The sequence below is a fragment of the Bradyrhizobium frederickii genome (assembly GCF_004570865.1).
GTDB classification, from domain to species: Bacteria; Pseudomonadota; Alphaproteobacteria; order Rhizobiales; family Xanthobacteraceae; genus Bradyrhizobium; species Bradyrhizobium frederickii.
This window is the reverse complement of record NZ_SPQS01000031.1, coordinates 1-13,180: the sequence shown is the minus strand read 5'-3', so window position 1 is coordinate 13,180 and position 13,180 is coordinate 1. Positions and strand designations below refer to the sequence as shown.

Sequence of the window (13,180 nt, the reverse complement as noted above, 5' to 3'; positions counted from 1 at the left end):
ATAGCCCTTGCGACGGTCTCCCCCGACTGCGGCCATGGTCGACCGGCCGCCGAGATCGGATTTGGAGACAAAGTTATGGGTATCTTCGATGCAATGAACACCTCGGTGGGTGGCCTGCAGGCGCAGTCCTACGCGCTGCAGAACATTTCCGGCAACATCGCGAACTCATCCACCACCGGTTACAAGGGCATCGGGACCAGCTTCGTCGATCTCATTCCCGACTCCTCGGTTCCGAGCAAGCAGGTCGCGGGCGGCGTGACGGCCAACGCCAAGGCCACCATCACCACGCAGGGCACGATCTCGGGCTCCACCGTCGCCACCAACATGGCGATCACCGGCGACGGCTTCTTCTCGATCCAGAAGGCGAGCGGCGTCGTCGACAACGTGCCGGTGTTCACCGGCGTCACCTACTACACCAGGCGCGGCGACTTCCAGCTCAATGCCAACGGCAACCTCGTCAACGGCGCCGGCTATTACCTGATGGGCGTCACGGTCGACCCGAAGACCGGCAACCCGACCGGCAGCGTCGCGAACGTGCTGCAATTCCAGAACAACTTCATTCCGGCGCAGGCGACCACCTCGATCCAGTACGCTGCGAACCTGCCGACCCAGCCGAACACGGTGGCGAAAACGACCGCCGGGGCCGGCACGCTGCTGGCGGCCGGTGGATTGAACCCGTCCGATTTCGCGGCCAACCCGCTGCCGGTCGGCACGCCGCCCGCGCCCTACACCAATGCGACGGTCTCCGGCGCCGCCGCCACCGGTAACATCCGCTCGGCCTATTCTTCGACGACGGCAACGGGCACGGTCGCGCTCCAGAACAACTCGTCTGCGGTGGCCTCGACCACCACGTCCCTCGACAACACGGTCGGCACGCATCTCGCCTCCAGCATTCTCACCGCGCTGAGCGGCCAGACGCTGACCATCAACGGCAACACGATCACCTTCAACGGCGGCACCACGGTCTCGACCGTCGGCAACAACACCACGATCGGCCTCGGCGCGGGCACGACGGCGACTGTGGCCGACATCCTGAACGGCATCCAGACCGCCGGCGGCGCCGGCGTCACGGCCTCGCTCTCCGCCAGCGGCAACATCGTGATCTCCAGCGGCACCGGCACCGACGTGGCTGTCGGCAGCGGCACGGCAGCCACCGCGCTCGGCATCAGCAGCGTGACCCGCGGCGGCAACGTGCTGTCCTCGCCCGCGATCTCGGGCGCCACGGTTCTGAGCGGCACGGCGACGGCCGGCGGCGCCCAGGTGCTCTCGTCCGGCTTCGCCGCCGGCGATACCATCACGGTCGATGGTCAGACGCTGACCTTCATGGCCTCGGGCGCCTCGGGCAACAACCAGATCAACGTCACCGACAACATCACGACGCTGCTCGGCAAGATCGACGCGCTGGCCGGCGCGTCGGGATCGTCGGTCAGCAGCGGGGGCGTGATCACGCTGAACACCGGCACCGTCTCCAACCTGTCGGTGTCGAGCTCCAACAGCGCTGCCTTCTCCGCGCTCGGCTTCACCTCGACCATCACCAAGAACCGCGACGGCGGCGGCACCGCCGGCACCGGCGGCGTGATCGGCAACGACATTTCGACCTTCACCAAGGAATCGATCAGCGGCGGCGCGGTGACCGCCTACAACGCCGCCGGCACGCCGGTGAACCTGCAATTGCGCTGGGCCAAGACCGACAGCGCCTCGCTTGGCGCGGGCCATTCCGACACCTGGAACCTGTTCTACCAGACCGATCCGAATGCGACCGGCACGACGGTCGGCTGGGTCAATACCGGCCAGGCCTTCACCTTTGCCGCAGACGGCTCGCTGACTTCGCCGAGCGGTTCGGGCATCACCATCAACAACGTCAGCGTCAGCGGCCAGTCGCTCGGCTCGGTCGCCTTCAACATCTCGTCGGGCGGACTGACGCAATATGCCAGCACCAGCGGCGCGGTGACCATCAACACCATCACGCAGAACGGCTATGCCGCCGGCCAGCTCCGCTCGGTCGCCGTCAACAACAACGGCATCGTGGTCGGCACCTTCTCCAACGGCCAGAACCTCAACCTCGCCCAGGTGCAGCTGTCACACTTCAACGGCACCAACTACCTGAAGGCGATGGACGGCGGCGCCTATGCCGCGACCGAGCAGTCGGGTGACGCCATCGACGGCGCTTCGGGCACCATCAGCGGCTCGTCGCTGGAGGGATCCAACACCGACATCGCCGACGAATTCACCAAGCTGATCGTGACCCAGCAGGCCTATTCGGCCAACACCAAGGTGATCACGACCGCGAATTCGATGGTGCAGGATCTCCTGAACGTGTTGCGCTGATCGGCGCGTAACGTAACCAAAGGCGGCAAGTAACATGGGTTTGAGTTCAGCCCTCGCCAGTGCGATGAGCGGTCTGCGGGCCAACCAGGCCGCGCTCTCGATCGTCTCCTCCAACGTCGCGAATTCGCAGACGCCGGGTTACGTCGTCCAGACGCCGAACCAGATCGAGGTCACCACCGGCGACTTCGGCTCGACGGCGATGACGACCGGCGTCAGCCGGGAGCTCGACGCCTATGTGCTGAACCAGCTGCGCACCGAAACCGGCGGCAGCGGCTACGCCGACCAGATGGCCAGCATCCTGAAGCAGCTTCAGAATGTCTATGGTACGCCCGGCAACAGCGGCACGCTCGAAACGGCGCTGAACAAGTTCACCACGGCGCTGCAGGCGCTGTCGACCAGCTCGGGTGCGTCGTCGGCGCAGACCGTTGCGCTCGGCGCGGCGCAGGCGCTGGCGCAGCAGCTCAACGTCACCACCAAGGGCATCCAGTCGCTGCGCTCCAACGTCGAGCAGGATCTCGGCACCTCGGCGCAGGCCGCCAACGCCGCGATGCAGCAGGTCGCCAACATCAACACCAAGCTGCAGGGCCTGTCGGCCAACGACCCCTCGGCCGCGACGCTGATGGACCAGCGCGACCAGGCCATCAACACCTTGTCGAAATATGTCGACGTCCGCGTCACCACCGACGGTTCGAACCAGGCCAACATCTACACGACGACGGGCATCCAGCTGGTCGGCGCCGGGCTAGCCTCGCAATTCTCCTTTGCCTCGGCCGGCACGCTGTCGGCGACCTCGCTCTACAACATCGACCCGGCCAAATCCGGCGTCGGCGCGCTGACGATCAAGCTGCCGAACGGCTCGCAGCTCGATGTCGTCGCCAACAACGTGGTCTCGTCCGGCCAGATCGCGGCCGATCTGAAGCTGCGCGACGAGACGCTGGTGCAGGCGCAGAACCAGATCGACCAGCTCGCCGCGACGATGTCGAGCGCGCTGTCCGACAGGACCACGGCCGGCAGCACCGTCTCCGGTCCTCCGGCCGGCTTCGACCTCGATCTTGCCGGTGCGCTGCCGGGCAACACCGCGACCTTCACCTACACGGACACGGCGACCAACACGCAGCGTCAGGTCACGCTGGTCAACGTCACCGATCCGGCGGCGTTGCCGCTGCAAAATGCGACCAACGCCAACCCGATGCGGATCGGCGTGAACTTCTCCGGCGGCATGGGCGCGATCGCCTCGGCGCTCAACACGGCGCTGTCGAGCTCGCACCTGACGTTCTCCGCAGCCCCGTCGCCGGCCACCGCCACGACGCTGCGAGTCACGGACGACAATAGCGGCCTTGCCAAGGTCAATTCGGCCTCGATCAGCAAGACGATCTCGTCGCTGACCTCGGGCAATCCGCAGTTGCCGCTGTTCACCGACGGCGGACAGGCGCTCTACACCGGCGCGATCACCGCCTCGGGCTCGCAGATGACCGGCCTTGCGGGACGCATCGCCGTGAACACGCAGCTCGTCGCCGACCCGACCAGGATGTCGGTCTACAACACCTCGCCGGTGACGCCCGCGGGCGACACCACGCGCTCGGACTACCTCTACTCGCAGCTGACCTCGGCGGTGTTCTCCTATTCGCCGCAGAGCGGCCTCGGCTCGGCCGGCCAGCCGTTCACCGGCAGCGTCTCGAACTTTCTGCAGCAATTCCTGAGCGTGCAGGCCAACGCCTCGACCCAGGCCACCCAGCTCCAGCAGGGCCAGAGCGTCGTTGTCTCGACGCTGCAGGCCAAGTTCGACTCCACCGCCAAGGTCAACCTCGACTCGGAGATGTCGAACCTGATCCAGCTCCAGAACGCCTATGCCGCCAACGCCCACGTGATGTCGGTGGTGCAGAGCATGATGAACACGTTGCTCCAGGCTCAAGGGTAACAAGTAACAGGGCTCTGAAACATGTCGATCAGCAGCATCAACTACGCCTCGTCGGTTCTCGGCTCGCAGATCCGCAACATCAATCAGCAGCTCACCGACCTGTCGACGCAGCTCTCGACCGGCAAGCTGTCGCAGAACTATGCCGGGATGGGCACCAACGAGGGCTTCGCGATCGCCGGGCGCGCGCAGCTCTCCAACATCGCCGCCTATACCGACACGATCACCAACGTCAATGTCAGCATCAACCTCGCCAATACCGCGTTGCAGTCGCTGACCAAGATCCGCAGCACGGTGCAGACGGGCTCCGCCAACACCGCGCAGGATCTCAACGTCAACGGCCAGACCATCGCGCAGAACACCGCCGCGGCCCAATTCGGCTCGATGGTCGGCGTCCTCAACACGCAAACGGGCAACCGCTATCTGTTCTCGGGAACCGCCGTCAGCACGCAGTCGGTTACGGATGCTGGCGACATCATCAACGGCACCACGACGCAGGCGGGCTTCAAGACGGTGATGGCGGAGCGCCAGGCCGCCGACTTAGGGGCCAGCGGCATGGGCCGTCTGGTGCAGACGCAGCCGACGCCGAGCTCGATTCAGGTGTCGGAAGACGTCGCGGGCTCGCCGTTCGGCCTCAAGATCAAGGCGGTCTCCTCGACGCTGACGGGCGCGACCGTCACCGGCCCGAGCGGCTCGCCGGTGTCGTTCTCGGTCGATCTCAACGGCGTCAACCCGAACAACGGAGACAAGCTCAGCATCCAGTTCACGCTGCCGGACGGCACGACCGAGCAGATCGACCTGACCGCATCCTCGGCGACGCCGACGCCGCTCGGCAGCTTCGCGATCGATGCGAGCACCCCCGTCAACCCGACCAATACCGCGACAAATCTCAATACCGCGCTGAACACCGCGATCACGAAACTCGCCAACACCTCGCTGGTCGCGGCATCCGCGATCGTCGCCGGCGACAATTTCTTCAACACCGCCAGCTCTGCGATCGGCACGCCGGTTAACAACCAGGCGGCGACGCCGGCGCCCGTCACCGGCGCCACGGCGCTGTCCGGGGCGAGCCCCTCGGATTCGATCTCGCCGGGCTTCGTTGCCGGCGACACCATCACAGTCAACGGCACCACGCTGACCTTCGTGGCCTCGGGCGCGACCGGCAACCAGCTCAACGTCACCGACAGCATCCAGACCCTGCTCGGCAAGATCGACGCGATCACGGGGACGTCGAAGCCCTCGACGGTCCACGGCGGCTCGATCACGATCAACACCGACGATGCGGCGAGCCTCAACATCACCAGCTCCAATACCGGCGCGCTGGGCTCGCTCGGTTTCGGCGCGACGCCGGTGACCGCCACGCAGCCGCCGCTGCGGGTCGGCTCCTCGCCGGCGAGCTCGGCGACGACGCTGGTCAACGGTTCGGCCAGCACCGTGAAATGGTACTTGGGCAATGACGGGCCCGGCTCGGCGCGCTCGACCGCGATGGCGCGGGTCGACGATTCCGTCACGGTGCAGTATGGCGCCCAGGCCAACGAGGACGCGATCCGCCGGCAATTGCAGGCGATCGCGGTGTTCGGGACCTTCTCGACCTCGCCGACGGGGCAGTATTCGGGAGGGCAGGTCTCCGCGCTGAGCCTGCGGGTGACGCAGGCGCTGACGCAGCAGCCAGGTCAGCAGCGCATCGAGGACATCCAGACCGACATCGCGATGGCCCAGAACACGATGAAGGACGCCTCCACGCGCCAGACTCAGGCCAAGGCGCAGCTCCAGACCATCATCGACCAGGCCGAATCGGCCTCGCCCGACCAGGTCGCGAGCGAGATCCTGGCGCTGCAGAACGCGCTGCAGGCGTCCTACCAAGTGACCTCGAACCTCGCGCAGCTCTCGCTCGTCAAGTTCCTGTGAGAGCGCGTTAAGGCGCCGTTAACCATGCCTCTTTACCTCTTGGTGAGGATTGGAGCGGGGCGGAGCTGCCGATGTCGGACAAGATGCAATTGGTGGTGGCGACGCCATGCTTCGGCGGGCAGGTCTCGAGCATCTATGCGAGCTCGATCTTCGCGCTCCAGCGCGCCGTTCACGGCATGTCCAATCTCGAGCTCAAGGTGCTGCTGCGGGACGGCGACGCGCTGATCACCCGCGCGCGGGCCAATCTGGTCGCGATGTTCCTGGACGATCCCAACGCGACGCATTTCCTGTTCATCGACGCCGATATCGGCTTCAAGCCGGAGCAGGTGTTCCGGCTGATCGAATGCGGCGCGGACGTCGTTGCCGGCTGCTATCCGATCAAGCGGGTCAATTGGGACAAGGCCGCGCGGGCGATCCAGTCGGGCCGCACCGACGTGCCGGCGGCTTCGCTGGACTACGTGCTCGAGATCGAGGATCCCGACCGCATCGTCGTCGTCAACGGCTTCACCCGCGTGCGCTATGCCGGCACCGGCTTCCTGATGATCCGGCGCCACGCGCTGGAGGCGATGTGCCGTCACCCGGACTATGCAAGCCTGCAGTTCTTCCGCGAGCATTCGCACGACACGCTGGTCGCGAGCCAGAACCGCTTCGCGCTGTTCGAATGCATGATCGATCCGGCGACCGGCACTTATCTTTCCGAGGACTTCGCCTTCTGCAAGCGCTGGACCGACATCGGCGGCGAGATCTGGGCGGACATCCAGAGCTCGCTCGATCACGTCGGACCGTCGGTGTTCCATGGCGACATCGCCTCGCAATTCGCACCGGCGCCCGCAGGGGCGGCGGCCGATGCCGCCTGAGCCTTTCGGGATGAGCACCGGCGCATCCCGCCTGTCAGGACCGGAACGCGCATCCGACAGCGGTTCGCGTTACCGCCTGAGCGATCTCTTCACGCCACTCGACACGCTGCTCGTCTCCGGCGGAGATCCGCGGCTGGTGCTCGACGCCGGGCATCGCCTCAACGTGTATGGCTGCGCGGCCGCGCCGGAGCCGGAGATCTGGAATTTCGCCTCCTCGACGGCGTCGACGATCTCGCAGGCTGCCTATGACCGCGTCGCGCTGGCGCGCGAAGAGCTGATGCACAAATGCCTGTTCGACGAAGTCGAGGTCGCTTTCGACTCGCGCTGCGAGGACATGCGGAACGAGCTGCGCGGCCACCTCCAGCTTCCACCGCGCGTTGAAATCGTGTTCTCGCCATCCGGCACGGACTCCCAGCTTCACGCCCTGTTCCTGGCGCGCGCGGTGCTCGGGGCGCCGCCGGTGACGATCGTGGTCGGCGCCGAGCAGACCGGAAGCGGGACGATCCATACCGCGCGCGGACGCCATTTCAGCTCCATGACGGCGAGCGGCCTTGCGGTTCGCAAGGACGGCGCGGTTGCGGGGCTCGCCGGCGCCAGTCTCGCATTGCCGCTGCTGGGGCCAGGCCCCGCGATTGCAATGCGCGGGGATGCCGATGCCGCGGTGCTGCGTGCGGTTGAAGCCGCGATCGCGCAAGGCGCGCCCGTGCTGCTCCAGATCATGGATGCATCGAAGCTCGGCTGGCGCGCACCGAGCGCGGCCTGCCTCGATGAGATCGCGCGGCGCTGGCCGCGCAAGGTCCAAATCGTCGTCGACGCCTGTCAGGCGCGGCTCGGTCGCCGACGGCTGCGCTCCTATCTCGACCGCGGCTACATGGTGCTGATGTCGGGCTCGAAATTCTTCGGTGGGCCGGCGTTCAGCGGCGCGCTGCTGGTGTCCAAGGGCCTGTCGCGGTCGCTCGACCGGATCGAGGGGATCGCCCCGGGCATCTTCGACTATGCCGGTCGCTGCGATTGGCCGATGGCCTGGACGGCGCTGCGTTCGCGCTTCGAGCGCCGTCCGAACTTCGGTCAATGGCTGCGCTGGGAGGCGGCGCTCGCCGAGATCGGCGGCTATGGCGCCGTGCCCGGCGCATTCCGCGCCAAGATGCTCGCCGAGCTCGCCGCCGGCATCGACAGCATGATCGCGTTGTCGCCGTCGCTTCGCTCAGTCCCGACCGCGACCAACACGGTCGACCCGGATGACGAGGAATTTGCACAAACGACGATCTTTCCGTTCATGCTGCTGCCCGGCGGCAAGCCGATTTCGACCGCCGAGACCAACGCCATTCATCAGGCGTTGGCGCGTGACATGAGCCAGGCGATCAGCGGCACCGCGGCGGACCGACAGGTCGCCGCGCAGCGCTGCCTGATCGGTCAGCCGGTCCGTCTGGAGCGGCAGGACGCGGCACCGCAGGCCGTGCTGCGTCTTTGCGTCGGCGCCCGAGTAGTGACCGAGGCCTGGTCGCCGGACGCGGCAGAGGCGCAACGCAATGTGCAGCAGGTGCTCGATCGCATCGCCCATGTGCTGGTAAAGATCGAGCTGCTGCTCGACCGTGGCGCAGTTGCCGCCGCGCCGGCAAACTCCGCGTTCGAGGTGTGAGATGCAGCATCCGCTTTCCGCGCCGATCGGCATGATTGCGCCGAACTATGCCGATCGCATCGGCTTTGCGCAGCTGACGCGCCAGGCCTTCGAAGGTGTCGACCTGCATCCGCTGCGCGACCAATTGGTGGCGCGGATCGCGGCGGGGACGGCGCTGGCGGGCGAAGGACTGGATCTGTCGTTGATCACCCAGCTTCTCGGCGACAAGGATCAGGGGCTTGCGATCCAGTCGGAGGTGCTGGCCTTCCATCAATTGTTTCGCACGCCGAGTGCCGCTCCGAAGCCCGGCCTGCGCGTGCTCGCGCTTGCGGCCGACATCGATATGGGCGGCAACACGCCGATCGATTTTCTGCTCGAAGGCTCCGACATCGAGCTGTTGACGCTCTACGTGGTCAAGGGCGTCGGCCTGCCGGAGAATTTGCCGGAGCACGACGTCGCCATCGTGGTTGCTTCCGATTCCGAGGAATGCCGCGAGGCGCTCGCCTTGATCGGGAAGGCCGCGCCGCATTGGCCGCGGCCGCTGCTCAATCGTCCCGATCGCATCGGCAATCTCGATCGCGACAAGCTGCATCGGTTGTTGTCCGGCGTGCCGGGTCTCGACATTCCCGCGACCATCCACGCGACGCGCGCGCAATTGTCGGACCTCTCGAGCGGGCAGATCGCTTGCCTGGACATCGCGGGTGAACTGCGCTTTCCGATGATCGCGCGGCCGCGCGGCTCGCACGCCGGCGTCGGACTCGCGAAGCTCGACGATACAGCGGCGCTCGCATCTTATCTTGCCGAGCGTAAGGAGGAGGATTTCTTCGTCGCGCGTTTCGTCGATTATGTGAATCCCGACGGGCTCTATCGCAAATATCGTCTCGCGATGGTCGACGGCAAACCTTACGCCTGCCACATGGCGATCGCCGATCGCTGGGATATCTGGTACCTCAACGCCAACATGGCATTCAGCGAGGAGAAGCGCGCGGAGGAGGCGATCTTCATGCGCGACTTCGACCACGCCTTCGCGGCGCGCCACAGGAACGCGCTCGACGAGATGAGCAGGCGCGTCGGCCTCGATTATTTCATCGTCGATTGCGCGGAGAACCAGGACAACGAGCTCCTGATCTTCGAAGCCGACAACACCGCCGTCGTGCACAACATGGATTCGCCGGCCGTGTTTCCTTACAAGCCGCCGCAGATGCGCAAGATCTTCGCGGCGTTCGCGGCGATGCTGTCGCGGCATGCAAGAGCGGGCGAGGGGAGTGCAACATGAACGAGATCGTCCGCAACGCGCAAAGCTCCGTGGCGCACGCCTCGCTCGATCCGCAGGACTGGAGCGCATTTCGCGCGCTCGCCCATCACATGCTGGACGAGGCGATCGACGGCATCACCAACGTCCGGTCGCGTCCGGTCTGGCAGCCGATCCCCGACGACGTCCGCGCGGCATTCCGGGCCGACGTGCCGCGCGAGGCGAGCGACCTCGCCGAGGTCTATCGCGAATTCGCCGATCATGTCGCGCCCTATGCGACCGGCAACGTCCATCCCGGCTTCATGGGCTGGGTGCATGGCGGCGGCACCGCGGTCGGCATGCTCGCGGACATGCTCGCGGCCGGCCTCAACGCCAATCTCGGCGGACGGGACCACATGCCGATCGAGGTCGAGCGCCAGATCGTCGACTGGATGCGCCGCCTGTTCGCCTTTCCGGACAGCGCGAGCGGCATCTTCGTCACGGGCACGTCGACGGCCAATCTGATGGCCGTGCTGGTGGCGCGCACGGCTGCGCTCGGCGCGCTGGCGCGCCAATACGGCATCGGCAATGACGGTGCGCTGCTCACGGCCTATACCTCGCAGGCCGCGCATGGCTGCGTCTCCAGGGCGATGGACATTGCCGGGTTCGGCACCGATGCGCTGCGCAAGGTCGGCGTCGATGCCGATCATCGCATCGACATTGCGGCGCTGCGCGCGCAGATCGCTGTCGATCGCGAGGTCGGCTTCAAGCCGTTCCTGGTCGTCGCCTCTGCCGGCACGGTGGACATTGGCGCGATCGACGATCTCAAGGCCGTCGCGGAGCTGTGCCGCGAGGAGGGAATCTGGTTTCACGTCGACGGTGCTTTCGGTGCGCTTGCGATCTTTTCGCCCGAGCTCGCGCCGCTGCTCGGCGGCATCGAGCTCGCCGATTCCATTGCGCTCGACTTCCACAAATGGGGACAGGTGCCGTACGATGCCGGCTTCCTGCTGGTGCGCGATGGCGAGCAGCATCGGCAGGCCTTTGCGCAGCCCGCGGCCTATCTGCGCCGCGAGGCGAGGGGCCTTGCTGCGGGGGCGGTCTGGCCCTGCGATCTCGGCCCCGATCTGTCGCGCGGCTTCCGTGCGCTGAAGACGTGGTTCACCCTGAAGACGTTCGGCATCGACCGGCTGGGTGCGACGATCGCGCGAAGCTGTGCGCTGGCGAAGTATCTCGAGGCGCGCGTGCTGGCCGAACCGCGGCTGGAATTGCTGGCTCCGGTCAACCTCAACATCGTCTGTTTCCGCTACCGTGCCGACGACGCGGTCAACCGCGAGATCGTCGCCGATATCCAGGAGTCGGGAGTGGCGGCGCCGTCGAGCACGACGCTGGACGGCAGGTTTGCGATCCGTGCCGCGATCGTCAATCACCGCACCGAGGAGGCGGACATCGATGTGCTGGTCGCTGCGGTGCTGGAGTTTGGCGGACGGCGGTGCGGCGACGGCGTGATCGAGGTCGAGGCGCCGCCGCTGGCGGCGCAATAGCACGCGCATGGTTCAAGCGAGAACGGCCCCGGAGATGATCCGGGGCCGTTGTCGTTTGCGCAGCTGGGTCGTTCGCGAGGCTTCGCCACGCGAACGTCAATGGTCAGGCGGCGGAGCTCACGTCGTCCTTGGCCGCTTCAGCCTTGGGATGGGTGGCCTCGAACTGGCTCCGCAGCTTCTCTTCATAGGCGATCAGCTTGCGGGCATCCTTCAGCGCCCGGTAGAGGTCGCCGTTCAGGATGTTGTTGTTGATGGCCTCGATGATCGGCCAGGCGCTCGGGACCGCGGTGACGATATCGCGCACCAGGTTGAAATAGGTGCCGTGCTGGGTCTGTGGATCCGGCGAGATGTACATGAGCTGCACCGCCAGATAGACGAGCTTGGCCGGCGTATCGGCGGTCTCCGGCGTGAGGATGTCGCGCTCGCGCAGGATCGGCACGTTGTCGCCGTCGATCAGGAGACGGGCACGCTGGTCCGTATTGGTAATCACGCAGTTGCCGACGATGATGCGTTCGTGCGGTCTGAGCTCGACCTTGAGGGCCATGCCTGTTCTCCATCAACGCTTTCGTAACCGAGCGTTCGTTGCGGCCTACCAAGCCGTGATTCTCGCTCGTAACTAGTTAACGAGTTGTAAATTCCCGCCCTTCGCGCCAAAAAGCTCAATGTTTTCAAAGGTGCGCCCGTGTGGCGGCGCTGCGATGTGCGCGGCATCCCGGACCGAATCACGCGCGGCCGGGCAAAAGCACGGGTTTCATTTCATGTTTCGTTAGAGGTCTCGGCGGCACCGTCCGCCGTCGCTGGGTCAATCGCGATCCAAGCAGACGCGTAACAGTAGCGTCGTTTACCAGAAAGGTAACAGAGTCATGTCCGGTATTGTTCTCTCTGCGTCGGTTCGTCAGAACCTGCTCTCTCTCCAGTCCACCGCCGATCTTCTCGCCACCACACAGAACCGTCTGTCGACCGGCAAGAGCGTCAACTCGGCTCTGGACAATCCCACCAACTTCTTCACCGCTCAGTCGCTCGACAATCGCGCCAGCGACATCAACAACCTGCTCGACGGCATCGCCAACGGCGTGCAGGTGCTGCAGGCCGCCAACACCGGCATCACCTCGCTGCAGAAGCTGATCGACAGCGCGAAGTCGATCGCCAACCAGGCGCTGCAGACCACGGTCGGTTACTCCACCAAGTCGAACGTCTCGACCACAATTGCCGGTGCGACGGCGGCCGACCTGCGCGGCACCACGAGCTTCGCCAGCGCGACTGCGAGCAGCAACGTCGTGTTTAGCGGCGCGGCGGGCGGCACCACGGCGGCAACCGGCACCACGACGCTCGGCGCCACCATCGGCTCGTTCACGGGCACTGCGGCTACGGCCGGCGACGGCACCACCGCCCTGACCGGCGCCATCACCCTGATCGCCACCAACGGCACGACCGCAACCGGCCTCGCCAGCAACGCTCAGCCCGCCGACGGCGACACGCTGACGGTGAACGGCAAGACCATCACCTTCCGCAGCGGCTCGGCTCCGGCCTCGTCCGCGGTTGCGGCCGGTTCGGGCGTCAGCGGCAACCTCGTCACCGACGGCAACGGCAACACCACCGTCTATCTCGGCACGGCGGGCACCCCGGCTGCGACTGTCAGCGATCTGTTGACCGCGGTCGATCTGGCCAGCGGCGTCAAGACGGTATCGATCAGCGCCGGTGCTGCGACGATCGCGACCAGCTTCAACCAGACTGCTTCGAGCGTTGGCGGCGGTGCCGTCACGTTGAAGAGCTCGACGGGTG

At 66.1% G+C, this 13,180-nt stretch carries 9 protein-coding genes; 8 read left to right on the top strand and 1 reads right to left on the bottom strand.

Annotation, left to right across the window (positions count from 1 at the left end; all coding sequences use genetic code 11):
• Positions 1-75: 75 nt before the first annotated feature.
• The 7 genes from E4K64_RS34375 to E4K64_RS34345 all read left to right on the top strand — a co-directional run bounded on the left by E4K64_RS34375 (position 76) and on the right by E4K64_RS34345 (position 11,398).
• A complete protein-coding gene (locus E4K64_RS34375; protein WP_135167312.1) occupies positions 76-2,328 on the top strand; it encodes a flagellar hook-basal body complex protein in 2,253 nt (750 codons plus the stop codon).
• Between the two features lie 34 nt (positions 2,329-2,362).
• Complete coding sequence (gene flgK, locus E4K64_RS34370; protein WP_135167311.1) at positions 2,363-4,246, top strand: flagellar hook-associated protein FlgK; 1,884 nt, start codon at positions 2,363-2,365, stop codon at positions 4,244-4,246.
• A 21-nt stretch (positions 4,247-4,267) separates the two neighbouring features.
• The gene (locus E4K64_RS34365; protein ID WP_135167310.1) at positions 4,268-6,151 is read left to right on the top strand and encodes a flagellar protein; all 1,884 of its coding nucleotides are present in this window, start codon (positions 4,268-4,270) and stop codon (positions 6,149-6,151) included.
• A 71-nt stretch (positions 6,152-6,222) separates the two neighbouring features.
• On the top strand, positions 6,223-7,008 hold the full coding sequence (locus tag E4K64_RS34360) for a methylenetetrahydrofolate reductase (protein WP_135167309.1): 786 nt from the start codon (positions 6,223-6,225) through the stop codon (positions 7,006-7,008).
• On the top strand, positions 6,998-8,647 hold the full coding sequence (locus E4K64_RS34355) for a hypothetical protein (protein WP_167772415.1): 1,650 nt from the start codon (positions 6,998-7,000) through the stop codon (positions 8,645-8,647). The genes E4K64_RS34360 and E4K64_RS34355 overlap by 11 nt, the downstream gene beginning before the upstream one ends.
• Position 8,648: 1 nt before the next feature.
• Complete coding sequence (locus E4K64_RS34350) at positions 8,649-9,902, top strand: ATP-grasp domain-containing protein (protein WP_167772414.1); 1,254 nt, start codon at positions 8,649-8,651, stop codon at positions 9,900-9,902.
• The gene (locus E4K64_RS34345; RefSeq protein WP_135167307.1) at positions 9,899-11,398 is read left to right on the top strand and encodes a pyridoxal phosphate-dependent decarboxylase family protein; all 1,500 of its coding nucleotides are present in this window, start codon (positions 9,899-9,901) and stop codon (positions 11,396-11,398) included. The genes E4K64_RS34350 and E4K64_RS34345 overlap by 4 nt, the downstream gene beginning before the upstream one ends.
• A gap of 103 nt (positions 11,399-11,501) precedes the next feature.
• On the opposite strand, the gene flbT is transcribed toward E4K64_RS34345, so the two are convergent.
• Positions 11,502-11,942, bottom strand: coding sequence for a flagellar biosynthesis repressor FlbT (flbT, locus tag E4K64_RS34340; protein ID WP_126262042.1), 441 nt, complete (start codon positions 11,940-11,942; stop codon positions 11,502-11,504).
• 319 nt (positions 11,943-12,261) lie between these two features.
• Between flbT and E4K64_RS34335 the strand changes: the two genes are divergently transcribed.
• On the top strand, positions 12,262-13,180 hold a 919-nt coding region (locus E4K64_RS34335; protein WP_135167306.1), incomplete at its 3' end, for a DUF1522 domain-containing protein.